The sequence below is a fragment of the uncultured Aquimarina sp. genome (assembly GCF_947500065.1).
Lineage (GTDB): Bacteria > Bacteroidota > Bacteroidia > Flavobacteriales > Flavobacteriaceae > Aquimarina.
The window spans coordinates 14,697-38,150 of the sequence record NZ_CANMQT010000001.1 but is presented as its reverse complement, the minus strand read 5'-3'; the positions used below and the strand labels follow the sequence as shown (position 1 = coordinate 38,150).

Below are 23,454 nucleotides of genomic sequence, written 5' to 3'. Positions count from 1 at the left end.
TACTAGGAGATGGTATATGCTACTTTTCTTATCCTATACTTTTTGACTGGAACTATAATTGTCATTAAACTCCTGGTATATGGAATGCGTCCAACCAAAACCTTGGCTTGGATGCTGGCTATTTTTACAATTCCTGTTGGTGGAATGTTGTTTTATCTGTTGTTAGGTCGAAACCGAAGAAAAAATAAGCTGTTTAAACTTAAAAGAACTGATGACATTAGTACCTATTTAAAAAAAGCAGAAAGCCATTATGATGCTGTAACGGAGGAGGAATACCAAGAGCATCAAAAATTAATCAGACTCATTATCAGAAACTGCGGTTTTGCGCCTAGTGCAGGAAATAAGCTGAAACTTCTTAAAAATGGAAACGCTACGTTTCAGGCAATATTCGAAAGCCTACAGAAAGCGACAGACTTTATTCATTTACAATATTATATTTTTGAAGATGGAGAATTAGCAGAAGGACTTTTCGAACTTTTTGCACAAAAAATAAAAGAGGGAGTTCAGATACGTATCCTTTATGATGGAATCGGGAGCAAGTCTCTAAGCAAAAAGTATATTAAAAAACTTCGGAAAGCAGGAGTAGAGATTTATAGTTTTTTACCTGTTCGATTCGGTAAGTTTTTATCTTCGATTAATTACAGAAACCATCGAAAAATCATCGTAATAGATAATAAAATTGCTTTTACTGGTGGGATTAATATTTCTGATAAATATGTGACCGGTGATCCTACCTTAGGAATTTGGCATGATATGCATTTGCAATTAGAAGGACCTGTTGTACATAGTTTACAGGCGATTTTTGTCATGGATTGGTATCTGGTAAGTAATAAGGAAAATATTTTAAGTCCATTATATTTTACGACCTATAAAAAAATGGGAACTATGACTGCTCAAACAGTGCATAGTGGTCCGGATGAAGATTTTTCTGCCACGCAACAGTTATATTTTTCATTGATAAATGAAGCTAAGGATTATATCTATATCGCGAATCCATATATCATTCCTGGAGAAGCTATTCTGGAAGCTTTAAAAGTTGCAGCCTTAAGTGGTGTGGAGGTAAGGTTGTTACTTTCGGATATATCTGATAGTACAATTGTTCGTTGGTGTGTGCGATCTTATTTTGAAGGATTGATGGAGGCTGGTGTTAAAATCTATTTATTTTCTGATGGTTTTTTACATAGTAAAACGATTGTTGTTGATGATACCGTTTCTTCCGTAGGTACTACGAATCTTGATATCAGAAGTTTTGAACAGAATTATGAAGTAAATGTGATCATATATGATGATACTTTTGCAATTGAATTAAAGAATGATTTTTTAAGTGATTGTAAACAAAGTGTTCAGTTAAACTATGCTACTTTTGTAAATAGATCTTGGATAGAGAAACTGAAAGAAGGGATGGCTAAAGTTTTTAGCCCGATTCTATGAAACACAAAGAAATGGAGACATCAAAAAATGTTGGACTGGTACTCTCTGGTGGAGGATTTAAGGGAGTTGCCCATGTCGGAGCGATAAAAGCAATAGAAGAATCAGGGTTAATTCCCAATGTTATTTCAGGTACAAGTGCGGGAGCAATTGTAGGATCATTTTACGCTGCGGGAAATTCTATAGAGAAAATGAAAGGTTTTTTTAGCAATACTCCTTTGTTTAAGTTCAATAGATTTACTAGGAAAAAAGCAGGATTTTTGGATTCAGAAAAATTCTATGATGATCTTATTAAGTACTTACCACAGAATTCTTTCGAAAGCCTGGATAAAAAACTATTTGTAACCGCTACCAATCTGGTAGAAGGTACAGTTACCGTTTTTGATAAGGGAGAATTAATTAAACCTATATTGGCTTCAGCGGCTTTTCCTGGAGTATTTTCTCCAATAAAAATTGGAGATCAATTATATTCTGATGGTTGGATCTTAGATAACTTTCCTATTGCACCGATACAGAAAGATTGTGATATTATCATAGGTATTGATGTTACACCCATAAAACAACCTAAAATCACAGATTTTAAAAACTCCTACAGTGTGATGCAGCGTGCATATTACTTAAAGGAGATGTCAAATTCTGAAATAAAATTTAAAAACTGTGATCTTGTAATTCAGCCAAAAAAATTGGCAAATTATGGAGTTTTTAGTGGTGGTAATGTGGATAAAATGTTTGATTTAGGATATGAAGAAGCAAAACAACAACTGGCATTATATTTTGAGAATCAAAAACAACAATTACAATAATGATTCAAGAACTTAAGAATAATTATGGGCATCTTTTTGAAAATGAACTATTAGAAGAAATCAATAGTGTAGCAACTTTTAAAGAGATTCCAGAAGGAATGGAACTCATACGACCAGGAAGTTATATTAAATCCATGCCTTTAATTATAAATGGAGCGATTAGAATATTGAGAGAAGATCAGGAAGGAGATGAGTTATTACTTTACTTTTTAGAGAAAGGAGATACCTGTGCGATGACCTTATCTTGTTGTATCGGTCATCATAAAAGCGAAATCAAAGCAATTGCAGAAACAGATGCTACGCTTATTATGATTCCGGTGGAAAAAATGGAAGAATGGACAGCAAAGTATAAATCCTGGAGGAATTTTGTTTTCGAAAGTTATCATAAAAGATTGATGGAAGCTATAGAAACTATTGATAGCATTGCTTTTCTTAATATGGACGAACGATTGCTAAAATATCTGAAGGACAAAACCAAAGTCAATAACGATACTATAGTTCATAATACACATCAGGAAATTGCGTATGATTTACATACTTCGCGAGTAGTAATATCAAGATTATTGAAAAAATTAGAGGTAGAAGGCAAGATAAAACTGAATCGAAATAATATTACAGTTATAAGTCTCTAAAGCCTATGTAACTAATGTTACTGTGATCACATAATTCTGACGTTATTTTTGTCAAAAAAAATAATTGATGGAAATAATAGAAGTTCTGGGATATTTTGGAGCATTGACCATTGGAGTTGTATTAGGTTTAATAGGTGGTGGAGGTTCTATATTGACAGTGCCGATTTTTGTATACTTGATGCATATCAATCCCGTAACTGCTACTGCATATTCATTATTTGTAGTTGGGTCTTCTGCATTAGTAGGAGCGATTAGAAATTTTAGAAAAGGATTGGTTAGCTTTAGAACTGCTATTGTTTTTTCGATCCCCGCTTTTATTGCGGTGTATCTTACTAGAAGGTTTTTTGTTCCGGCGATACCTGATGAGCTTTTTTCAATTGTGGAATTTACGATTACTAAGAATATTGGGATTATGGTTTTTTTTGCAATGATCATGTTAATGGCTTCAGTTTCTATGATAAAAAATAGAAAAGAATCCCTAGAAAAGGAAACGATAGTTAACTATAATTATCCTTTGATAGTAGGAGAAGGCTTTTTGGTCGGAGCTTTAACAGGGATTGTTGGAGCAGGTGGAGGTTTTTTAATTATCCCAGCCTTGGTTTTATTCGCAAGATTACCTATGAAAAAAGCGGTAGCAACTTCATTATTAATTATTGCGATTAAGTCATTGATTGGTTTTATAGGAGATGTAGAAAATCTAGAAATAGATTGGGTTTTTCTAATATCATTTACAGGAATCTCTATTATCGGAATTTTTATAGGAATGTATATATCTAATTTTATAGAAGGTAAGAAACTAGAAAAAGGGTTTGGCTGGTTCGTTTTAGTAATGGGTATTTACATACTTATAAAGGAATTGGGGTAAGTAGAACTTTGATTTTGTATTTTGTAACAATTGTTACTGTAAAAAGATAATTAGAGTAGTATTTTAGAAAACAAAAAAGAATATATTACCTCGATTTTCGGGGAACAATAGAAATAATAGAAAGTATGAATATTGAACAAATATATACAGGATGTCTGGCACAAGGTGCTTATTATATAGAAAGTAAAGGAGAGGTGGCAATTATAGACCCGCTGAGAGAAGTAAAGCCATACATCGAAAGAGCAAAAAACGATAACGGAAAAATTAAATACATTTTTGAAACTCATTTTCATGCAGATTTCGTGAGTGGACATGTTACGCTAGCTAAAGAAACTGGAGCAGAGATTATTTATGGACCCAATGCTAATCCGTCTTTTGAAGCTACTATTGCTACAGACGGACAAAAGTTTACATTGGGTGATCTTACAATAATAGCATTACATACTCCAGGTCATACTATGGAAAGTACAACCTATTTGCTAAGAGATAAAAATGGTAAAGATCATGCTATTTTTAGTGGAGACACCTTGTTTTTAGGTGATGTAGGGCGTCCTGATTTAGCACAGAAAGCGGCTCATATGACTCAGGAAGAACTGGCAGAAACATTATTTGACAGCTTAAGAAATAAAATTATGCCTTTGGCCGATGATGTAATCGTATATCCCGCTCATGGAGCAGGTTCTGCTTGTGGTAAAAATATGATGAAAGAAACGGTAGACACTTTAGGAAACCAGAAGCAGATGAATTATGCGTTACGCGCAGATATGACCAAAGAAGAATTTGTAAAAGAAGTGACCGATGGTTTATTACCTCCTCCGCAATATTTCCCTTTAAACGTAAAGTTGAACAAAGAAGGATACGAAGATATAGACGAAGTCTTGGAAAGAGGAACCAAACCATTATCGCCAGAAGAATTTGAGGTTTTAGCAAACGAAACAGGTGCGATTGTATTGGATGTAAGACATCAAAACGAATATGTAAAAGGACATATTCCCAGATCTATATTTATCGGAATCGAAGGTGGTTTTGCACCTTGGGTAGGCGCTTTGATTGCTGATGTAGCGCAACCTATTTTACTAGTTGCTCCAGAAGGTAAAGAAGAAGAAACGATTACTCGATTATCTCGTGTAGGGTTTGATAAAACAATAGGATATCTAGAAGGAGGGATGGAAGCCTGGAAAAAAGCAGGAAAAGATTATGATACCTTATCATCAATAACAGCAGAAGAACTTAAAAATAAATTGAACGCTGAAGAAGTAGCAATTTTTGATGTGAGAAAAGAAAGTGAATTTGTTGCTGAACATCTCGATAAAGCAAAAAATTCGCCTTTAGACTTTATCAATGATTATATGAATGATTTTCCCGAAGACAAATCATTCTATATACATTGTGCTGGAGGATATAGATCTGTAATTGCAGCATCTATATTAAAAAGTAGAGGTATTCATAATATTATTGATGTGGCTGGTGGCTTTTCTGCAATGAAGAAAGCTGGTATAGAAACTACAGCGTATGTATGTCCAAGTACACTAAAATAATGTATGATATATCCAGTAAATTCTAAGTTAATAAAACCTAATCTATATCTGATATTGTTATTATTTAGCGTTTCAGGAGTTTTTTCACAGCAAATATCTGGAAATCAAAAATCCGATATTATAAAAGAAAATGATAAAATCATTATTGTAGATATCAATACCATAAAGGAAAAGGTGCTACACAAAGATGTTCAGTTTGTGGACATACGTACTCCCAAAGAATATCATGCAGGATATATTGATGATGCTATTAATATCGGTATTGCGGATAAAGAAAAATTCACTGCAGCGTTCCAAAAACTAGATAAAGAAAAACCTGTTTATATCTATTGTTATTCTGGTTGGAGAAGTCATCGAGCTGCTAAGTTACTAGTAACGCTAGGTTTCAAGAAAATATATGATTTTAAAGGAGGATATAAAGTCTGGATCGAGAATCCGAAAAAATAGCCTCACATAGAGATAAATTATTGATTAAATTAGTGAAAAATAGTTCCTATTGATCTCAAAAGCACTAGATACGTACTTTCCAAAGTTGGCAACAATGCCAGAATTAAAAGCAGAACTTGTAGCAATTAGTAGTGTTCATACCTTTGATGCTGGGACCGTAATTTTAAGACAAGGAGCATATGTAAAAGTAATTCCATTACTTATTTCTGGTTTGGCAAAAGTATTTAAAGAAGAGCAAATTCACGGAAATGAAGTATTGTTATATTATATAAAACCAGGAGAAAGCTGTGTAATGTCTGTAACCACTTTGGTAAAGAATGAAACAAGCAAGGTAAAGGCAGTTATCGAAGAGGATTCTGAAGTTGTCATTATCCCAGCAGATAAAGCACTTGCCATAGCTAAAAAGTATCCTAAGTGGAATGAGTTTATTTATGATCTTTTCAATATTAAATTCGAAGAATTATTAAATGTCATAGAAATACTAACATTTTCTAATAAGGATACAAGGTTATTAGAATATCTAAAAAAAGAGGCAAAGTTAAAAGGACGTAATACGCTAAATACTACGCACCAGCATATCGCCTATGATTTAGGTTCTTCTAGGGAAGTGATATCACGATTACTCAAAAAACTGGAACAAGAAGGTTTTATAGTTTTAAAACAAGGTGCGATAGAACTGATTGATAAAGGTTAATCTTATTTACCATTTTTCTGAAGCACTAAAGTAGACATAGACCTAAGGTCATGAACATTAGTAGATTTTAAAGGTTCTAAGAATGATAATTGATGCTCCTCCATTAGTAGAGATAGTAACTCTTTAGTAAGTAAAAATCGATCAGACTCATCACCTAATCTATAAACGCCTTCTCCTATATGAGTTATTTTATTTTCAATTCCAATATCAGAAGTCATCCTTATGAATAAGGTTCCGGAAGGTTTTAATACACGTAAGAGTTCTGAAAACATAGTTTTAAAGTGATGGATACTTGTAGCAAAATGTAGCACTGCACTACAAATGATATGATCAAAAAAATCACCATCATAAGGCAATTGTTCTAATGAAGCATTACTAAACTGATCGCTCCAATCAGGATACGTAAGTTTCAAGTATTCGATCTGTTCAATTTCCTTATCTACAGCATATACATTAAATCTATTTTTATAAAACCAATATATATTTCTACCACTTCCACAACCAGCATCTAGTATCTTATCATTTTGCGAATAGCGATCTTTTAATATTTGATCTAATAAGTAGATATCTATATTTCCTAGTGCTGTTCTTAGTTTTTCTGTATGCTTCATAAAACAATCTTAGTTGTAACAATTGTCACATCTTTTACTGATTTTCTTAAATAAATTTGTTTCACACTAATTTGAGAAAATAAAAACAATACTCAAATAATTTATTTCAAGATACTTAATTGTTAGCCATCTAGTATGTGTTGATGAATAAACCTAAAACAAAATAACGTATACGCATGCATAAAGGATTTAAATTACTAATTATCTGTGTTATATGTTCGAGTATTGTGGCTGGAGTAGTGTTAATTATTGAATTTTTTTAACGTAAAATATATAAGTATATGAAAAAGAATATGGGCGGTTTAGATCGCATTATAAGAATACTAGCAGCTATTGGGATTGGTATATTGTACTTCACTGGAGTTATACAAGGCACTTTGGGGTATGTGCTAGTAGGACTTTCTGTGATATTTGTACTTACAAGCTTTGTTAGCTTTTGTCCTTTGTATGCTATCGTAGGACTAAATACGTGTAAGGTTAAATAGATTTCCGAACTTGTAAATCAGATACATACAAAATTATTGAGGTCTGTAGATAGTTATTTCTGTAATAATAATGTCAGGCTGAGCGGAGTCGAAGCCTATTTTTAACAGTCAATTGTTCTCGACTCCGCTCGAACTGATATAAACATTAAACTTAATCTATTGATTTTCAGTTTATATGTTGTTAGTTACTAAACTCTATAAAATTATATTGTCATAGTAAGTTTATTGAATGTTTTTATACCTAAAACCTTAAGTAATGAATAATTCCAACTTAAATATACACACAAATGAAAAAAATGTTTTTAAGAGTAGCTTTCGTAGCTATCGCAATTTTGGTATTCGGTTCATGTGAAACCGAAGTAAATCAAATAGAAAAAGACGCTTTACATCAAGAAACTCAAGTATCTGATGCTAAATTTGGTTATCACAATGATGAATTTTTTCTTGTCGCCAATAGAGGATCTTCTACTTTTACTGTTTTTGATGCAAAAACCACCAAATTTGTCCAGGAGATTATGCTTCCGGATGAAGGAGCACAACCTACATACCTTGCATACAGTAGAAGAAATAATAGTGTTTATATAGGCGATTTTGCAAATAGCAAAGTTTTATATTATGATGCAGATTCTTTTGAACTTAAAGGAGAAATTGAAATTCAACAAGGCGCATTCCATATGTGGATTAACGATCGTGTTAATCAGTTATGGATTAATAATATAGTTTCAAAATCTACTTCAGTTATTGATTTAAAATCAAATACGGTAATAAGAAACATTCCACTTCCTGTTGATGAAATACCAGAACTTACTGAGAATGCAGTGCAGCACGATGTAACAATTTCTCCGAGTGGTTATGCGGCGTATGTAACCGTCTTAGATGGACCCGACAGAAGTTATGTAATCATGTATAATACGCAAACGCTAGCATACATTAAACACGAAGTGGTAGGAGGAGATGCGCACCTATTGCCAGTGGGATCTAAATTGTACGTTCCTGCTCAAAATGATAATAGTGTTACGGTGTTTAGCCGTTTTAATTTGGATAAATTAGGAGTCATTCCCTTTAATTCTGCACATGGAGTCGCTAATAGTAGAAGATTTGTTTTGACAACCGGAATTGCAGATAACAAGATCGGAGTGATAGGTCGTAATAATAATAATGTAATTTCTGAAATTGATACCGATTTTAATACTCCACATAACCTTGCCGTAAATAAAAGAGGAAATATCGTATTCTTATCTCATTCTGGAGGTACTGCTACTAAGGTTGTTTTTTATCAATTAAGAAGAAATGGAACGTTGAGGAAAATATCCGATTTTGATTCTGGTCTAAACCCTTTTGGAGTGCTGAGGTACTAAGCTTATTAATGAAAAAGAAGTTTATTACACAAATCCCATCTTCATAGTTTAAGATGGGGTTTGTTTTAGTATCATTACTTATAATGCAATAGTACAGCCGTTTTATAATAATTTTATGGAATTAAAAACTAAAGATTTTGTATTCGTATTTATTCAGTTTGGTCTCTTTTTGGTATATGTATTTGAAATGTTGATTTTAAAAGTCAATTGGCCATCATTGATAAATAAGATGGGTTTACTTGTTTTAATTTTGGGTATTTTAATTGTTTTGATTTCATTAATACAACTCAATAAAAATTTATCTCCTTTTCCGAGCCCTAAGGTGAATTCAGAATTGATTCAGACGGGTCTTTATAAATTTATAAGGCATCCAATTTATGCAGGAATATTATGTGTCGTATTTGGATATGGCTTTTATACAGATTCCGTTTTTAAATTGATTGTTGCTACTGCTATTTATGTGTTTTTTCATTTTAAATCCAGGTATGAAGAAAAAAAATTACTTGTCTTTTTTGAGGAGTATAAAACATACAAAGAATCTACGGGGCGTTTTTTACCACGATTTTTCTCGTTTCTTACTTTTTAAAATTGAAAAATAATTCAATTGTAACATAAGTTACTGACTTTTCTTATAAAATACACGTTGTTTGTAGAAAATTAAAAAGCTAATGAATTGGATATACGAACCTTGGCCATGGTATGTGTCAGGACCATTGATAACTTTTGTGATGTTCTTACTACTAATGGTGGGTAAAAAATTTGGTATGTCATCTAACCTTAGAACGATATGTACCATTTGCGGAGCGGGAAAAACAACAAGTTTTTTTAGATTTGATTGGAAAGCACAGCAATGGAACCTTGTCGTTGTTCTGGGAGTTATTATCGGTGGTTTTATCGCTGAAAATTATTTGTCTAATGATACTGTTGTTGATTTAAATCCAACAGTAGTCACAGATCTTCAATCCAAAGGATTTACTAATGCAGGTGACGCTTACATGCCCGATATGTTATTTTCTAAAGATGTTTTTGATGATCCGAAAGCATTAGTTATCCTGATGATAGGAGGGCTGTTAGTTGGTTTTGGTGCGCGTTATGCAGGAGGTTGTACTTCTGGTCATGCGATCTCCGGCTTAAGTGATTTACAATTGCCATCTCTTATTGCTGTTGTTGGTTTTTTTATTGGTGGTTTGGTAATGATACATATAATATTTCCCTTAATATTTTAAATAAATGCGTACAATTATATATTTAGCAATTGGTATTTTTTTCGGAATTGTTCTGTTTAAATCTGAAGCAGCTTCTTGGTTCAGAATTTATGAAATGTTTCAATTTGGATCGTTTCATATGTATGGAATCATCGGTTCTGCTGTGGGACTTGGTATTATTGGAATTCAACTGATTAAAAGGCGTAAGATTAAATCCTTTTCTGGAGATGAAATTATTATCACGCCCAAAGAAAAAAGTTTTAGTCGGTATATATTTGGGGGAATTATTTTTGGTTTGGGTTGGGCGCTAGCTGGAGCTTGTCCTGGCCCCATGTTTGTTTTAGCAGGAGCTGGATATTTTCCGATCCTAATTGTAATTGCAGCTTCAATTTTAGGAACATTTCTATATGGTTTACTAAAAGATAAATTACCCCACTAATTCTCTGGTCAGTTCATTCTTAGAAGCTTTGTTTTGTTGCCAGCAATTGATGTTGTAAATAGTTGTTTCTGCAATGTTTGTGAGGGCTTCCTTTGTTGCAAAAGCTTGATGAGGTGTAATGAGAACATTTGGTAAGTCAATTAATTGTTGTAATAATTGATCATCTGGTTTCGTTTTGGAACGATCATAAAAAAATAGACTATGTTCATATTCATAAACATCGGCTCCATAGGCAGCAATTCTATTCCATTTTAAGGCTTCTAGCAGTTCTGAAGTATTTACGACAGCTCCTCTAGCAATGTTAATAATAAAAACTTCTCTTTTCATCAACCGAATGAGATCGGAATTAATCATATAATGTGTATGTGAATTAAGAGGTACACTTAGCATAATGATATCAGATTTCTGACATAGCTCGGAGAGTTCTGCATAATTGATATCATATTGTTTTGCAAATTTTTGATCTTCGTAGATATCGTTAGCTATGATCTTACATCCAAACCCATACAGAATCTTAGCAAGTACTTTTCCAATTTTACCAGTTCCGATAATTCCAACGGTTTTGTTGTTTACATCAAACCCTACAAGGTTGCTCAGTGAAAAATTATAATTACTTACTTGTTGATTGGATAAAATCACTTTACGATTTAAAGCCAATAATAGTGTCACAGCGTGTTCTGCAATGGCGTTAGGAGAGTATTCTGGCACATTTGCTACTTTGATTCCTAGTTTTTGAGCAGTTTTTAGATGTATATTGTCATAACCTGCAGCGCGTATTGCAATGTATTGAACACCGAAATCATATAATAACTCTAAAACTTTGGAGGAAACATCATCTGCAGAAAAAATAGATACAGCATTAAATCCTAAAGAAAGCATTGCTGTTTTAGAGGTAAGTCTTTCAGGAATATATTTGATCTGATAAACATCCTTATTTGCTTTTTCCAGAAATGGTATTTCAAAATCTTTGGCACTATATATCAATATCTTCATTGTACAGTTCTTCTTCAACGATTAAGAGTTTTTGTCCTTTTAATGCCCAAATCAATACTTTTACGTAATCTCCTACGGCTTTTTTTACATTTTCTGGTTCAGTGATATCTATGGATCCTTTCCATATTAATTCTCTCTCTTTATCTGGACATATACAATACAGAGATGTTTCGGCATGATATATTTCATATGCTGAATAATATCCATCTTCGTAATAAATGTCTTGATTTTGATAATAGTCATCTTTAAAGCTTTTAAAATCTTTATCCAGATTTCGATAGGCTTGTACGACAGTAACTTTGTCTTCTATGGCTAATACTTTGGATAGTAAAATGGCGTCAAAACCAGCTTCCTGAAGTTTGCCTTCCATGGCTAGTAAATCTTCCACCGTTTTTGGTGAATTGGTAAATGATTTTTCGAAAAAATCAAGACTTCTTTCTGATTTCACTCCATTCTTTTTAAGTGCTTGGGTAAGTTTCTTCTCAAATACTTTTCTCCCATCTGTGTCAGAGGTCATTCCTATCACTAATACCTTATTGGCTTCAAAACTATCAATGTCGGGATTTTTCCATACCTCGACAAGCTCACTGGATGAGCAACTCATTAACAACCCTGCAACTATTAAGATGATAGATGTGTTTAGTTTATTCATTGTTTCTTTTTATTATTTGATTAAGTTGATGTACCATAATCTCTGTGTATTTAGGTGCTTGTTCTATAATAGATTCTCCAGAAATCACATCTACATCTTTTAGAGTAATATGACTACTTCCCACAGTAGATAAAATAATGAGTTTATCTAATTGTTCAGGATTGTTTTTTATGAACTTTTTTACGTTTCCGGGCGGACTGCCATATTCCCAAGAATTAATAAATAGCAGTGCATCCCATTTATCAAGGTTTACAGTAAATAATGTGTAGATGTCAATTACTTTAAAATAAATCGAATCCTTCTCATAGTTTTTTAAAATTCCTTTAACTACTGAATCCTTGAACTTGCTGCCTTGAGAAGCTATCAAAACTTTTGTTTTAGCATTAGAATTATTTATTTCAAAAGGGATAACAGTATCCATAGAATAGGTGTACTCATACCAAGCCCAGAATCCTATAAAGAGCGCTACAAGAATTAATAATATTTTTTTAAATATTCTAATCAAAAGGATTGCGGTTAGTTTAATAAACGTTTTTGTTTACCAGTCTTGATAATAGTTTTGATAAGATCAAAAATCCTTCTTTTGGTCTGTTTATAGTTATCAAAATAAGCACTTACTTCGACTAATAATTCTTGATGATTTTCTTTGTACTTTTTTTCTTCTTCCGGTTGATCAATGCCGTCAACGAGTATGGTAAGCTCGTTACAGTGTTTTATTACCTTTTTTAGTAAAGGATTGACCTCTTTTCTTTTTAGATTCAGTTCATTAATTATTTTGCTACTTTTTTCAAAAGTCTTTTCTGAGATCAATTGCATGGTGTAATTTTCTATAAGATCATTCAGAAAACGTTGCTCATCTTTGATGAACTTTAACTCTGAAATCCAAATAAGAGAAGCTTCATGCAATTCTTCTGCACTTTTCCACTCTACGTATTTGATGTTTGGTTTTTTTGATTTCATGGGTTGACTTTTAGTTTCGATTTATTTTGATAATGGCAGAAAATAAGTCCCCAAAATTATTTCCTGCCACCATGCATGAGGTTAATCTATCTCGATTACTTTTTTAGGTTGTTCTTTTATCTCTTCTCTTTTCAATAGATTGAGTGTAAGAACACCATTTTTGTATTTCGCTTTAACCTCTTCGTTTTGATCTACACTAGTAGGTAATTGTAACTTTCTGTCAAAAGAACTATAGTTAAATTCTTTACGAGTGTAATCCTTATCTTCTTCTACTTCTTCCTTACTTTTTTCTGCACAGATGTGTAATACATCATCTTCCATGGTTACTTCGATATCTTTTTTTGAAAACCCAGGAACTGCAAGTTCAATTTCAAAATCATTCTTATGTTCTTTTACATTCATTGCAGGTAAGTTTCTGTCTTTGATAAAGAAATCATCAGCAAAGAAATTATCAGTATCCATCCAATTAGAAACTCTATCATTGAACCATGGGAACCTGTTTTTGTTAAATTTAATTATTGACATAATGTTTAGGTTTTAATTATTAGTATTCTATTTAAGTATTTTAAATGTAGGTTTTTAACAAGTTGAAAAAAATGATAATTATCAGTTTACCTCTTATTGAATTCATTTTTTATTGTTTTTTAGAATACCACCTGCATAATTAAATACCTCAGATTTTAGCTTGCGGAAATTCTTGTAAAAATCATTAAAGCGTTTTTTTAATGATTCGTGTTCTTCATAATAATAGTGATCGCAGGAAATGGTATCACATTCTAGCATTCCACCCAATTCGTTTTCGTGTTTTCGTATCTCTTCGTGTAGTGTATCTATTTCCTTTTTAACTCTTTCAATTTCAAGTCTAAATTCCTGTAAGCGTTCAAAAAGGTTGGGAGTTGTTGGTTCGAAAACATAGGAGTGTAGTAACTGATTGATAAATAATACTTCATCTTCAATAAACTGTAAGCTAGATTTTGATTCTAGCGTATCGAAATGGATATCTTTAAGATCTTTGTTTGTTGTATTTATTTTGGTTGTCATGGCTTTATTTTTTTTAAAGATTACAAGTAGTTTGATTAGCCTGTTGTGCATTATGAAAGAAATGTTAAAGAAAAGCGTCAATTCGAGTGATTTTCCAAAATGTAATGGAGGAAAATTGTATCGAGAATAGCTTTTTTGATCCAAAATCCTATTCTCGATAGCTCTGCTGAGCTTGTCGAAGTATACTTCTTCTTTCAGTCGAAACACTCGAATAGAAGAATTTTGAATAAAAAAAATCAAAATACGCAACGGGTTGATTAGCTATGCTATACAGAAGTAAACTACTTAAAAATTGAAGAGAAAAAGAATGACAATGGTCACATTTTCAATAGAGTTTAGATAATAATCTCTTGAACTTCATTGAGTTTGGGAATATGGATGTTCCAATTAAAAGTATCTCGTAATTTAATGTTAAATGCTTCTGAAGCAGATGGTTCTCCATGAATAAGAAAGACTTTTTCCGGGATGTTTTTAATTTTACTGACCCAATCAAGCAATTCATATTGATCGGCATGAGCAGACAGACTTTCTATATGATGTATTTGCGCTTTTACCGGATAATATTTACCATACAATTTGATTTCATGGGCTCCATCCTGTAATTGTCTGCCACGAGTTCCTTCTGCTTGATATCCTACTAAAAGAACAGATGTGGTGGTAATATCTATAAGTTGTTTTAGGTAGGTTAAAACTCTGCCTCCAGTAACCATTCCACTACCTGCAATTACAATTTTTGGTCTGGGATCATCAATTGTTTCCCATGTTTCTTTATACGATGTAACAATATTAATATGATTACATATGGCGTAATAGTCTTTCATTGGTAGTTTATGCCAATCCGGAAATTGTTCAAATACTGACAGCACATTATTGCCCATTGGACTATCCACGAAGATGGGAATGTTCGGGATTTTGTTTTTTTGATATAGCTTCCATAAAAGATACATCAATGTCTGTAAACGTTCTACCGCAAAAGATGGGATAATAAGTGTTCCTCTTTTGTATAAGGTTTCGTTTATCAATTGGATTAATTTCTCTTCTACATCTTGATCTGGATGCAGTTTGTTACCATACGTACTTTCCATAAAAAGAAAATCTACCCATGTTGGTTTTTCAGGAGCTTGAAGCAATACATCGTCAGGTCTTCCTATATCGCCAGAGAATACTAAGGTTTTTTCAAAAAGATTCAATTCTATAAAGCAAGCTCCTATAATATGTCCGTTATATCTAAATCTATATTCAATATCATCTGACAATGAAATCCAGTTGTCCTTTTCTTTGGTTTTAAAATATTGCAATGTTTTTTCTGCATCTTTTAGGGTATAAAATGGTAAAGCTGGATCATGTTTAGAATACCTTTCTTTATTTGCTTTATCGGCTTCTTCTTCGTGAATTTTGGCGCTATCTCTTAGAATAATTTCTGTAATTGCCAGAGTAGGGGCGGTTCCTATAATATCGCCTCGGAATCCTTGCTTAACTAATCTCGGTAAATAACCAGTATGATCCAGATGTCCATGAGTGAGCAGCACTGTGTCAATTACAGAAGTATCCATCGGAAAAGGTTTCCAGTTTAACTCTCGTAGTTCTTTAATACCTTGAAACATTCCACAGTCGATTAAAATGTTTTTCTGTGGTGTTTCTATATAAAATTTTGAACCTGTTACGGTTTTTGCTGCTCCAAGAAAATGAATTTTGACCAGTGACATAAGAAGATCCTTTTTATTCGTTACATAACTTATTTATTTCATCCAGTATTTTTTGCTTTCTCTTTTCGGAAATGCCTAAATGATCAAGGTAAAACATATCTCCTCTTAGCTGTTTACACAAAACAATATCCCTACTCAATAAAAACTGTTTCTCTCTATTAGTAAGGAGTGTAGATACAGTGATTGGATATAATCCTAAGCGGTCAATTCTGTCCTTTAGGCCATTAGCTTTTGGATAATCCCAACTCAGTAAATATAAACCCGCACACTCACCATATTGGATAGCATCTTTTGTGAACCGAGTATTCGTCACTACCCATCCTTGATTAGGGGTAATCAGGTTATTTTTTTTATTTTCAAAATTATTAAGGATATCTTGATATCTGGAGTGTATATATAAAGGGATTTTAACATTACAATTACGCCCTTCTTCACTATGAAATTTACATTCAATAACAATATAATCTGTATTTTTCTTAGCAACTACATCAACTTCATGAGAAACACATTTGCCGGATATGATTTGTCCAATATTGACTTGATATCCAGATTGCTTAAGAATAGCCGCTACGAAGCTCTCGAACGGAAAACCAGTAGGCCCTAATTCATAAATAGCCTTTTTGAGTTTGTATTTCGAAGCAAAAACAGATTTTTGCTTTTTAAGTAAGGCAAAAGCTCTGTTGTAAATCTCCTTTGTAGAAATGCCTTGGTATAATTCATCTCTAACGGTGTCAATAATATGTTCAATAGTTTTATCATCTGCCCCACTTCTTCTGAGTGAATTCTGCAATTTCCTTAATGAGAACTTCACTCTTTTTCCAGAAGATTTTAGGATGTCGAAATCCTGCTTTTTCATAGATTTAAAACTAAACAGATTGCTATTGGAGGATTCTTATAAAATATGTGGCTTATAATTCTTGAAATAATCCCGAATCAAAGCTTTTGTTTGATTTTCGGTCATACTGTCTGCTTTGAGAACGGCTTTTACTTTTTTGCCTATTTTCTTATAATTTTCTTCTAATTCTTTATGGAATTTTTCACCGGCTTCTGCGGGTCCATAAATTACAATCTTATCAGCATTTTCGATGTAAGGAATTATTTTTTTAAAATATGTTTTAAACTGATTCTTTTCACGCTCTAGGTATTTACTATCCTGAACTACATCTTGCGGTCCACCTTTAAAACGTGTTCCTGAACCTCCGTGAATACGATAATCTTCTATTTCGGAAAAAATCGTGATCATGTCTTCTTTATTTTCTTTTATGTCGATGATATAGGCTTTTTCCTTATCCATCCATATTCCTGTGTTTTTCATAACTAGTAGGTTTTAATTTTTAATATCATGTAACGCTAATACTGGCACTTTAGAATGGTATCCGAGGTCTTTAACCATGGGTCTAGAAAATATACTCCCAAAGAAACTATGTTTCCTATTTATAAAAGTGATCATGTCGCTATTTCTACTTTCTACAAAAGCACTGAGTCCTCCTTTTACATCCACATTACGCAAGGTGTGAAATGTATGAGGTATAGTTTCAAAATATTCTTTCAATAATTTTTGATTACTTTTTTGTTCATCACTTAAGGTATCTTCATTGGAGACGTGAAGAAAACGAACCGCTGCATTACTAATTTTGGCAATTTCGATCAAGTATTGTAGCTCTCTGCGTTTAAAATGTGTTTCATAATCTGTAGGGAATACAATTTCCTTAGGTTCTGTATATATTACATCTTCTGGGATTGCCATTACAGGACAGTTTCTTACTTTTTCCATTACTAAAACAGTATTACTGCCATAGATGACATCACCCGCATTAGTAGCTCCTTTAGTTCCCATGATAACCATTTCTATGTCTTGTTTATCTACGAGATCCTTAATCCCTTCGAGTAAGCTATTAAATTGTGAAACCATAAAGAACTTGTGATTTGTATATTGGTCTCTAAAAGAAAGTCGTTCTAAAATTTTACCAAGCCCTTTTTCTGATTTCTCTTTAGCTTCTTCATACATTCTTTCTCCCGGTTCAGGAACCATCATACTTTCTAATGCATAGCCTGTAGCGTTAAAAACATTGAGGACGTAGAAATCACATTCCTCATTTTTATAAAGCTCAATAGCATAGCTCATAGCGTTCCATGCGTTTTTAGAAAAATCTGTTGGCAATAAAATCTTCTTTTTCATTAGAATAGGTTTTTAAGGATTAACAGTTTAAATGTATGATCATTCTCTGTTAAAAACTATGATAATTGTCAGCTAGCATCCGGTATTACCAGAAAAGGAACTGATGCGTGAAATCCCAACTTTTTGATGACTGGCTCATGAGTTATACTTTCTATAAGACTATGTCGATAATTGACCATCACTAATAAGTTGATGTTTAATTGGTTAATGAAATCATTAATAAGTTTAGACTTTTGATCAAGTTTGGATATCCAGTGAATACTATGTGTAAAATCTTTAAGATATTTTTTTAGAGAATTGTAATTATGATCTTGTAGTTCATCTAGCTTTTCCTCTTCATGGATATGAAAAATTCTTATGTTAGAACCAAACAAAGAAGCAATATCTATTAATGGTTTTAATTCTTCTGCTATATAAAATCGTCTAAAATCTGTTGGGAAAGCGATCTCCATCGGCTTTTCGAAATCGTACTCATCCGGAACTACCAAAACGGGACAATTATGAGTTTTTTGAATAACCTTAACCGTATTACTTCCCATAAAAAGACTGGCAGTCCCGGTAGCACCTTTTGTACCCATAACCACCAGATCTATATTATTCCTTTCGATAGTTTTATGAATTGTTTCTGTTAAGTCTTTAGAAACAGAGATAGCTTCAAAAGTATGGTTAAGGTCATCGGTATCTCTAGTAATTGAATGAAATATTTGTGTTAATGAATCTTTAGACTCAGCACTCAGTTTTTGATATAATAAATCTCCTTTGCTAGTATCAATCCTACTTGTTAAAACCGGAGTATTTACCTTAAAAGTGTTTAAGATGTAAAATTTACATGCTTGATCCTGAAATAATCGTGTAGCATAAAAAAGAGCACTGTATGCATTATTTGAAAAATCTGTGGGAACAAGTATTCTTTTCATGGTTTTTAAGTTTTAGAAATTATATCATAAAACTATTTCCAAAAAATCAGGAATACTATGACAATCCTCATATCAATAAGAGAATTGTATGATATTGTAAGTTTGTTTATTAAATGACCTTCATTTTTTTAAATATGATCTGCGGGAATAACTAAGAAAGGAATCTTAGTATTAAATGTTATTTTTTTTATGATCGGTTCTCTTATTAAACGCTGAATAAAGCTATACTCATATTTGATCATTGTTAACAGATCTATTTCCAGTTCTTCTATGAAGGCTTGTATTCCTTTTTCTATAGTTGAAAATTCGGGCATTACATGGAAATCAAACCTTACGTTTTTAAAAAAGTTTTCCAGTGTTGTAGAGTTATAATGTTGTACTGGGCTTAGTTTTTGTTCATCATAGACATGGATCATTCTCACAGTAGCATTGTTGCGTTTTGCTAAATCAATAATGGGTTTAATTTCGAATTTATGGTATATTCGTTCGAAATCTGTTGCGAAAGCGATATTTTTAATACCTTCGAAATAAGCATCTTCAGGGATAATGAGAATGGGACAATGAAAATCATTTTCTAATACTTTCTTTACGCTACTTCCCAGAAAAATCTGTTTTGATCCTGTAGTTCCTTTAGAGCTCATTATAATCAGATCAAATTGATTCTTTTCCGTCATTTGCTGTAAAATCTTTGTCAAGATACCGGATTTTGAAACGGTTTTGAAAGAATGATGTTCAGCAGGCTGAGAATTATTGATATCTTCTAAAGTCATTTTTAACCCTTCTTCTGATTCTATCTTAATAGATTCGTAAAAATATCCCACTTTTTGCGAGCTTAACGTGGTAACTAATCGCACCGAATTAAGATCATATGTATTAAGTATATGAAATTCGCAGGGGATATCACGGTATAAATCGATTGCATATACAAGTCCATTCCAGGCCCTGTCAGAAAAATCTGTTGTTACCAGTATTTTTTTCATCTTTTAGCTAGTATTTATATACGTTAGGACTATGCTTATTTTTGTTAGACAGCTAAACCTTCATCCTCTTTTTTCTTTCTTTTTTCATCAGTAGGATTAGCTTGTTTGCTAGATCCGATTCTCTTTTCTGATGGAATTACTAAAAAAGGAATGTTGGTGTGATATGCTATTTGGTTTATTACCGGTTTGAATAACAAGTTTTCGAAAAATGAATGTTTGTTATGAACCATAACCAGCAAGTTTATGATATTCATTTTTTGAAAATCTTCTACCGCTTCAATCACATCCATGCCATCTGCAATGTGAAAAACATGAGCGTTTTTTTCAAAATAAGTGTCTATAAAATCTTTTGTTTCTTTTTGATTTTGATCTAAAGGAATACCATAGTAAGCATTAAGCATATGAAGCCTTGCAGTATGTTGGTTACATATATCTTTGATTAACGGCAGATACTTATTAGTAGTACTAAGATGATAATCCGTTGGGAATAATATCTCTTTAGGTTTTTCATATTCAAAGTCAGAAGGAATCGCTAAGACAGGGCACTTCACTTTTTTTATAGTATACATAGTATGGGTTCCAATAAAAATTTCTTTGGCTCCGGTAGCTCCTTTAGTACCCATAACTATCAGATCGATGTTATAGCGATCTACGGTGTCTTTAATTTCATTAATCAACATATTAAAAGCCGAAATCCTCTCAAAACTATGTTTTGGGTTGTTGAACTCCTCTTTTATTTTTGCTTCTGTGCGTTCGATATCTCTTTTTGAATTCATCATAGCGATATCTTCCATTCCATAAGGCATAGGATTCTCTATAAGATATCCTACATTATAGGACACAGGTGTAAAAGTATGAAGGAGATAAAATGTACATTCTTCATTCTTGAAAAATTGTAGTGCATATCGTATAGCATTAAATGCATTGTCAGAAAAATCGGTAGGTAATAAGATCCGTTTCATAATTACATTGTTTTAGTTTCGGTGTAAGTTTTGCATAGTTAGAAATGGTATTTTAATGTGTAATCCAATCTTGTCAATTGTAGATTGATATAGTACACATTCCAGATATGAATGTCTGGAATTTATCATAACTAGCATGTTTATTTCATTTTTTTCAATATATCGGTTGATAGCAGTGGTAATATCCGTTTCATCTATAGTATGAAAAGATACGTCTGTATCGCATAAACATTTTTCTAAAAAGGCTTTGTTGTCTTCCTGCCGTAGGGACAGTTTTTTATATTTAGAAATATGTAAAAAGTTAATAGAAGACCTAAAACTTTTAGTCAATGTACTTAGTAATTTTAATTCTCTTCTTTTATAGGGTAACATATAATCCGTAGGGAAAAGAATTTTTTTTGGCTGAACATATTTACAATCCATAGGGATTGCCAGAACAGGACATTTTACGTATTTAAGTACTTGTAAGGTGTTGCTTCCGAAGGTGAGTTTACGATCATCCGTTTTGCCTCTGGTGGCCATAATTAGTATGTCAATATTTTTCTGATCCACCAGATCATTCGCTTCATCTATGAGTGTGCCAAAAACTGATAAAGTTTTGTATTCATGTCTAGGATTATGAGATAGTTCATTTACTAATGAAAGTATTTTGGCTAATTCTGCTTCAGAGTTTTTATGAGCTGTTTTTTTTAGTTCTTCCAGCATTTTTCGCGACACAGATGTATTATGGTCATATACTTCATCCGCATAGGCATGAAAAATTAAAAACTCACTCCGTTCATACTTAAATAGCGCTACGGCATATCGAATCGCATTCATCGCATTTTCTGAAAAATCTGTGGGGATCAATATTTTTCTCATTATCCAGCTATTATTAAGTGTTTACTCAAAACTAGATAACTACAAGCATAGAAACTATGATTTTTGTCAGCAACAACTTTATTTTAGCTAATTGTTAAGAGTAATAATGAGAGAAAAACTGTATATTAAAGTAGTTGCTGATAATTGAATTGTTGTCTATATCTTATTATCAAATTTATGGTTTCCTTTCCTTCTGGTAGAGGATTAAGGTGAGGGTTTTTGGTATATGAATCCCCTCATCCTGACCTTCTCTCAAGGAGAAGGGACTCTAATTATTTAATAAGTAATCAACCAACAATTGAACTAAATTATAAAAACTACAAAACATGAGAATTTCAGGAATGATGATGATAGGTATTACTTCAATATTATTGTTGCTAATTACAATTATGGCAATAATGAATATTGAATTTAGTTGGGTATTTTATCTTAGTTGTTTTGGCCAGATACTGGTTGTACTAATGGTATACACAGTTCTTACTGATAAGTATAGTACAAATAAAACTTTTGAAGATTTTTATGAAGATCGACCAATAGCAAGAGATCAAGATTAATTCCTCGTTGAGGGTTTAATTCCCCAAGACTTGCCTTGAAAACAAAATAATGGTTTCGGAAACATACCTCGTGAGCTTGCTCCGAGGTTGTTGATTTTATAAGTATGTTATGGCAAGTCTTTTTATCGAATTCCTTCTAATTTTGAATCTTGTTTAACCGTTTTAGAAAAAGCAGCGCTCATACCTAATTCCGGTATTATCAACAGAGGTATTTGAGTATGGAATGCAATGGTTTTTATTACTGGTTCTCTGGTAAGTTTATCTATAAAACTGTGAGAATAATTTAGCATTGCCAGTAAGTAAATGTCAAGCTTTTCAGTGAAAATCTTCAGTGATTTTGAAACGGAATCACTTTTGGTTAAGGTATGTTGATAATACGTTATGCCTTTAAAATATTTTTGTAACATTCCTAAGTTAAATTTTTGCTCTTCGGTTAGGGTTCCTTCTTCCTGTTGCACATGAACGATTCTGATAGCTGCGTTAAAGGATGTAGCCAGATCCAATAATGGTTGTAATTCTTCTTTACTGTAAAAGTGAGTGAAATCTGTAGCAAATGTAATTTCTTTAGGCGTATTTATAAAAGTAAAACCATCTGGGATTGCCAAAACAGGACATTTTTTGATAGCGTTAATGATACGCACCGTATTACTGCCCATGAATACTTCTTTTGTTCCTGTTGCCCCTTTAGTACCCATAACAATGAGGTCAATTTTTTCAGATTTTACAATATTTTCTGTTACATCTATTAAAGAGCCTAGCGCTGCAATGGTTTCAAATTGATGCTTTTGATTAAGGCTTGTATATAATAAGGATGTTTTAAGATGTTCGAGATTATTGACAACATTAGCTTTTACCGTATTTTCTATATTACGTTCGGATGAGATGTCAGAAAGGTGCACAGATTCATAAATAATCTTGTTATAGACATTTAAAAGATAAAAAGTACAGGCTTCATTTTTAAAAAGTTCCGTAGCATAGTCAATAGCGTTCCAGGAATTTTCTGAAAAATCTGTAGGTAGTAAAATCTTTTTCATCATTGATAGTATTATGGTGATATGCCAAAACTAAATTGTCATTGGACTTAAAACTATGATTTTTATCATATTATGTGCTTAACATCTTTTTCATTTTTGTAGCAAATAAG

The 23,454-nt window shown here is 32.5% G+C and carries 29 protein-coding genes; 13 read left to right on the top strand and 16 right to left on the bottom strand.

From position 1 onward, the window contains the following. Positions 1-9 precede the first annotated feature (9 nt). From cls to Q0975_RS00180, 7 genes are all read left to right on the top strand, one after another. Positions 10-1,431: a cardiolipin synthase gene (cls, locus tag Q0975_RS00210; protein ID WP_299431354.1), complete on the top strand. Its 1,422-nt coding sequence runs from the start codon at positions 10-12 to the stop codon at positions 1,429-1,431. Continuing rightward, complete coding sequence (locus Q0975_RS00205) at positions 1,428-2,231, top strand: patatin-like phospholipase family protein (RefSeq protein WP_299431351.1); 804 nt, start codon at positions 1,428-1,430, stop codon at positions 2,229-2,231. The genes cls and Q0975_RS00205 overlap by 4 nt, the downstream gene beginning before the upstream one ends. Continuing rightward, entirely contained in the window at positions 2,231-2,863 is a 633-nt protein-coding gene (locus Q0975_RS00200; protein WP_299431348.1) for a Crp/Fnr family transcriptional regulator, read from the top strand. Before Q0975_RS00205 ends, Q0975_RS00200 begins: the two co-directional genes overlap by 1 nt. 67 nt (positions 2,864-2,930) lie before the next feature. Beyond that, a complete protein-coding gene (locus Q0975_RS00195; protein ID WP_299431345.1) occupies positions 2,931-3,728 on the top strand; it encodes a sulfite exporter TauE/SafE family protein in 798 nt (265 codons plus the stop codon). Positions 3,729-3,853: 125 nt separating this feature from the next. Next, positions 3,854-5,266 (top strand): rhodanese-like domain-containing protein, encoded by a 1,413-nt coding sequence (locus Q0975_RS00190; RefSeq protein WP_299431342.1) that lies wholly within the window; start codon positions 3,854-3,856, stop codon positions 5,264-5,266. 3 nt (positions 5,267-5,269) lie between these two features. Then, positions 5,270-5,713: a rhodanese-like domain-containing protein gene (locus Q0975_RS00185; RefSeq protein WP_299431339.1), complete on the top strand. Its 444-nt coding sequence runs from the start codon at positions 5,270-5,272 to the stop codon at positions 5,711-5,713. Between the two features lie 49 nt (positions 5,714-5,762). Continuing rightward, the gene (locus tag Q0975_RS00180; RefSeq protein ID WP_299431336.1) at positions 5,763-6,407 is read left to right on the top strand and encodes a Crp/Fnr family transcriptional regulator; all 645 of its coding nucleotides are present in this window, start codon (positions 5,763-5,765) and stop codon (positions 6,405-6,407) included. Between the two features lie 2 nt (positions 6,408-6,409). Here the strand turns inward: Q0975_RS00180 and Q0975_RS00175 are convergent, their stop codons facing one another. Next, positions 6,410-7,018, bottom strand: coding sequence for a bifunctional 2-polyprenyl-6-hydroxyphenol methylase/3-demethylubiquinol 3-O-methyltransferase UbiG (locus Q0975_RS00175; RefSeq protein WP_299431333.1), 609 nt, complete (start codon positions 7,016-7,018; stop codon positions 6,410-6,412). 281 nt (positions 7,019-7,299) lie between these two features. Here Q0975_RS00175 and Q0975_RS00170 point away from each other — a divergent pair, with 281 nt between their 5' ends. The 5 genes from Q0975_RS00170 to Q0975_RS00150 all read left to right on the top strand — a co-directional run bounded on the left by Q0975_RS00170 (position 7,300) and on the right by Q0975_RS00150 (position 10,505). Then, the gene (locus Q0975_RS00170; protein ID WP_299431330.1) at positions 7,300-7,503 is read left to right on the top strand and encodes a DUF2892 domain-containing protein; all 204 of its coding nucleotides are present in this window, start codon (positions 7,300-7,302) and stop codon (positions 7,501-7,503) included. A gap of 287 nt (positions 7,504-7,790) precedes the next feature. Beyond that, on the top strand, positions 7,791-8,861 hold the full coding sequence (locus Q0975_RS00165; RefSeq protein WP_299431327.1) for a hypothetical protein: 1,071 nt from the start codon (positions 7,791-7,793) through the stop codon (positions 8,859-8,861). Positions 8,862-8,976: 115 nt separating this feature from the next. After that, positions 8,977-9,447: an isoprenylcysteine carboxylmethyltransferase family protein gene (locus tag Q0975_RS00160; protein WP_299431324.1), complete on the top strand. Its 471-nt coding sequence runs from the start codon at positions 8,977-8,979 to the stop codon at positions 9,445-9,447. Positions 9,448-9,529: 82 nt separating this feature from the next. After that, the gene (locus Q0975_RS00155) at positions 9,530-10,087 is read left to right on the top strand and encodes a YeeE/YedE thiosulfate transporter family protein (RefSeq protein WP_299431321.1); all 558 of its coding nucleotides are present in this window, start codon (positions 9,530-9,532) and stop codon (positions 10,085-10,087) included. A 4-nt stretch (positions 10,088-10,091) separates the two neighbouring features. Further along, positions 10,092-10,505 (top strand): DUF6691 family protein, encoded by a 414-nt coding sequence (locus Q0975_RS00150; protein WP_299431318.1) that lies wholly within the window; start codon positions 10,092-10,094, stop codon positions 10,503-10,505. On the opposite strand, the gene Q0975_RS00145 is transcribed toward Q0975_RS00150, so the two are convergent. The 14 genes from Q0975_RS00145 to Q0975_RS00080 form a co-directional block, all read right to left on the bottom strand. Further along, positions 10,494-11,498 carry a 2-hydroxyacid dehydrogenase gene (locus Q0975_RS00145; protein WP_299431315.1) on the bottom strand — a complete coding sequence of 335 codons (1,005 nt, stop codon included), beginning with the start codon at positions 11,496-11,498 and terminating at the stop codon, positions 10,494-10,496. The two genes, Q0975_RS00150 and Q0975_RS00145, sit on opposite strands and share 12 nt — an antisense overlap. Continuing rightward, on the bottom strand, positions 11,479-12,150 hold the full coding sequence (locus Q0975_RS00140) for a hypothetical protein (RefSeq protein WP_299431312.1): 672 nt from the start codon (positions 12,148-12,150) through the stop codon (positions 11,479-11,481). Before Q0975_RS00140 ends, Q0975_RS00145 begins: the two co-directional genes overlap by 20 nt. Next, a complete protein-coding gene (locus Q0975_RS00135; RefSeq protein ID WP_299431309.1) occupies positions 12,143-12,655 on the bottom strand; it encodes a hypothetical protein in 513 nt (170 codons plus the stop codon). Before Q0975_RS00135 ends, Q0975_RS00140 begins: the two co-directional genes overlap by 8 nt. 11 nt (positions 12,656-12,666) lie before the next feature. After that, complete coding sequence (locus Q0975_RS00130) at positions 12,667-13,110, bottom strand: hypothetical protein (protein WP_299431305.1); 444 nt, start codon at positions 13,108-13,110, stop codon at positions 12,667-12,669. A gap of 81 nt (positions 13,111-13,191) precedes the next feature. Further along, positions 13,192-13,635, bottom strand: a complete 444-nt coding sequence (locus Q0975_RS00125) for an Hsp20/alpha crystallin family protein (protein ID WP_299431302.1) — start codon at positions 13,633-13,635, stop codon at positions 13,192-13,194. A 102-nt stretch (positions 13,636-13,737) separates the two neighbouring features. Continuing rightward, positions 13,738-14,151, bottom strand: a complete 414-nt coding sequence (locus Q0975_RS00120; protein ID WP_299431299.1) for a hypothetical protein — start codon at positions 14,149-14,151, stop codon at positions 13,738-13,740. Positions 14,152-14,486: 335 nt separating this feature from the next. Beyond that, positions 14,487-15,857, bottom strand: coding sequence for an MBL fold metallo-hydrolase (locus Q0975_RS00115; protein WP_299431296.1), 1,371 nt, complete (start codon positions 15,855-15,857; stop codon positions 14,487-14,489). A gap of 13 nt (positions 15,858-15,870) precedes the next feature. Continuing rightward, complete coding sequence (locus Q0975_RS00110; protein ID WP_299431293.1) at positions 15,871-16,713, bottom strand: restriction endonuclease; 843 nt, start codon at positions 16,711-16,713, stop codon at positions 15,871-15,873. 36 nt (positions 16,714-16,749) lie between these two features. Beyond that, the gene (locus Q0975_RS00105) at positions 16,750-17,172 is read right to left on the bottom strand and encodes a hypothetical protein (protein WP_299431290.1); all 423 of its coding nucleotides are present in this window, start codon (positions 17,170-17,172) and stop codon (positions 16,750-16,752) included. Between the two features lie 12 nt (positions 17,173-17,184). Next, positions 17,185-18,036, bottom strand: a complete 852-nt coding sequence (locus tag Q0975_RS00100; protein WP_299431287.1) for a universal stress protein — start codon at positions 18,034-18,036, stop codon at positions 17,185-17,187. 68 nt (positions 18,037-18,104) lie between these two features. Next, positions 18,105-18,953: a universal stress protein gene (locus Q0975_RS00095; RefSeq protein ID WP_299431284.1), complete on the bottom strand. Its 849-nt coding sequence runs from the start codon at positions 18,951-18,953 to the stop codon at positions 18,105-18,107. A 128-nt stretch (positions 18,954-19,081) separates the two neighbouring features. Continuing rightward, positions 19,082-19,933 carry a universal stress protein gene (locus tag Q0975_RS00090; protein ID WP_299431281.1) on the bottom strand — a complete coding sequence of 284 codons (852 nt, stop codon included), beginning with the start codon at positions 19,931-19,933 and terminating at the stop codon, positions 19,082-19,084. A 44-nt stretch (positions 19,934-19,977) separates the two neighbouring features. Beyond that, positions 19,978-20,895, bottom strand: a complete 918-nt coding sequence (locus Q0975_RS00085; RefSeq protein WP_299431278.1) for a universal stress protein — start codon at positions 20,893-20,895, stop codon at positions 19,978-19,980. A gap of 12 nt (positions 20,896-20,907) precedes the next feature. Continuing rightward, positions 20,908-21,756: a universal stress protein gene (locus Q0975_RS00080; protein WP_299431276.1), complete on the bottom strand. Its 849-nt coding sequence runs from the start codon at positions 21,754-21,756 to the stop codon at positions 20,908-20,910. 326 nt (positions 21,757-22,082) lie between these two features. On the opposite strand from Q0975_RS00080, the gene Q0975_RS00075 reads away from it, so the two are divergent. After that, complete coding sequence (locus Q0975_RS00075; protein ID WP_299431274.1) at positions 22,083-22,310, top strand: hypothetical protein; 228 nt, start codon at positions 22,083-22,085, stop codon at positions 22,308-22,310. Between the two features lie 122 nt (positions 22,311-22,432). Here Q0975_RS00075 and Q0975_RS00070 read toward each other — a convergent pair whose 3' ends face one another. Continuing rightward, on the bottom strand, positions 22,433-23,344 hold the full coding sequence (locus Q0975_RS00070) for a universal stress protein (RefSeq protein ID WP_299431272.1): 912 nt from the start codon (positions 23,342-23,344) through the stop codon (positions 22,433-22,435). Positions 23,345-23,454: the final 110 nt, after the last annotated feature.

What these genes read in the sequence shown, in the direction of transcription:
- cls (WP_299431354.1), top strand. Translation starts at nt 10, where the DNA reads ATGGTATATGCTACTTTTCTTATCCTATACTTTTTGACTGGAACTATA.
- Q0975_RS00205 (WP_299431351.1), top strand. Translation starts at nt 1,428, where the DNA reads ATGAAACACAAAGAAATGGAGACATCAAAAAATGTTGGACTGGTACTC.
- Q0975_RS00200 (WP_299431348.1), top strand. Translation starts at nt 2,231, where the DNA reads ATGATTCAAGAACTTAAGAATAATTATGGGCATCTTTTTGAAAATGAA.
- Q0975_RS00195 (WP_299431345.1), top strand. Translation starts at nt 2,931, where the DNA reads ATGGAAATAATAGAAGTTCTGGGATATTTTGGAGCATTGACCATTGGA.
- Q0975_RS00190 (WP_299431342.1), top strand. Translation starts at nt 3,854, where the DNA reads ATGAATATTGAACAAATATATACAGGATGTCTGGCACAAGGTGCTTAT.
- Q0975_RS00185 (WP_299431339.1), top strand. Translation starts at nt 5,270, where the DNA reads ATGATATATCCAGTAAATTCTAAGTTAATAAAACCTAATCTATATCTG.
- Q0975_RS00175 (WP_299431333.1), bottom strand. Translation starts at nt 7,018, where the DNA reads ATGAAGCATACAGAAAAACTAAGAACAGCACTAGGAAATATAGATATC.
- Q0975_RS00170 (WP_299431330.1), top strand. Translation starts at nt 7,300, where the DNA reads ATGAAAAAGAATATGGGCGGTTTAGATCGCATTATAAGAATACTAGCA.
- Q0975_RS00165 (WP_299431327.1), top strand. Translation starts at nt 7,791, where the DNA reads ATGAAAAAAATGTTTTTAAGAGTAGCTTTCGTAGCTATCGCAATTTTG.
- Q0975_RS00160 (WP_299431324.1), top strand. Translation starts at nt 8,977, where the DNA reads ATGGAATTAAAAACTAAAGATTTTGTATTCGTATTTATTCAGTTTGGT.
- Q0975_RS00155 (WP_299431321.1), top strand. Translation starts at nt 9,530, where the DNA reads ATGAATTGGATATACGAACCTTGGCCATGGTATGTGTCAGGACCATTG.
- Q0975_RS00150 (WP_299431318.1), top strand. Translation starts at nt 10,092, where the DNA reads ATGCGTACAATTATATATTTAGCAATTGGTATTTTTTTCGGAATTGTT.
- Q0975_RS00145 (WP_299431315.1), bottom strand. Translation starts at nt 11,498, where the DNA reads ATGAAGATATTGATATATAGTGCCAAAGATTTTGAAATACCATTTCTG.
- Q0975_RS00140 (WP_299431312.1), bottom strand. Translation starts at nt 12,150, where the DNA reads ATGAATAAACTAAACACATCTATCATCTTAATAGTTGCAGGGTTGTTA.
- Q0975_RS00130 (WP_299431305.1), bottom strand. Translation starts at nt 13,110, where the DNA reads ATGAAATCAAAAAAACCAAACATCAAATACGTAGAGTGGAAAAGTGCA.
- Q0975_RS00125 (WP_299431302.1), bottom strand. Translation starts at nt 13,635, where the DNA reads ATGTCAATAATTAAATTTAACAAAAACAGGTTCCCATGGTTCAATGAT.
- Q0975_RS00120 (WP_299431299.1), bottom strand. Translation starts at nt 14,151, where the DNA reads ATGACAACCAAAATAAATACAACAAACAAAGATCTTAAAGATATCCAT.
- Q0975_RS00115 (WP_299431296.1), bottom strand. Translation starts at nt 15,857, where the DNA reads ATGTCACTGGTCAAAATTCATTTTCTTGGAGCAGCAAAAACCGTAACA.
- Q0975_RS00110 (WP_299431293.1), bottom strand. Translation starts at nt 16,713, where the DNA reads ATGAAAAAGCAGGATTTCGACATCCTAAAATCTTCTGGAAAAAGAGTG.
- Q0975_RS00105 (WP_299431290.1), bottom strand. Translation starts at nt 17,172, where the DNA reads ATGAAAAACACAGGAATATGGATGGATAAGGAAAAAGCCTATATCATC.
- Q0975_RS00100 (WP_299431287.1), bottom strand. Translation starts at nt 18,036, where the DNA reads ATGAAAAAGAAGATTTTATTGCCAACAGATTTTTCTAAAAACGCATGG.
- Q0975_RS00095 (WP_299431284.1), bottom strand. Translation starts at nt 18,953, where the DNA reads ATGAAAAGAATACTTGTTCCCACAGATTTTTCAAATAATGCATACAGT.
- Q0975_RS00090 (WP_299431281.1), bottom strand. Translation starts at nt 19,933, where the DNA reads ATGAAAAAAATACTGGTAACAACAGATTTTTCTGACAGGGCCTGGAAT.
- Q0975_RS00085 (WP_299431278.1), bottom strand. Translation starts at nt 20,895, where the DNA reads ATGAAACGGATCTTATTACCTACCGATTTTTCTGACAATGCATTTAAT.
- Q0975_RS00080 (WP_299431276.1), bottom strand. Translation starts at nt 21,756, where the DNA reads ATGAGAAAAATATTGATCCCCACAGATTTTTCAGAAAATGCGATGAAT.
- Q0975_RS00075 (WP_299431274.1), top strand. Translation starts at nt 22,083, where the DNA reads ATGAGAATTTCAGGAATGATGATGATAGGTATTACTTCAATATTATTG.
- Q0975_RS00070 (WP_299431272.1), bottom strand. Translation starts at nt 23,344, where the DNA reads ATGAAAAAGATTTTACTACCTACAGATTTTTCAGAAAATTCCTGGAAC.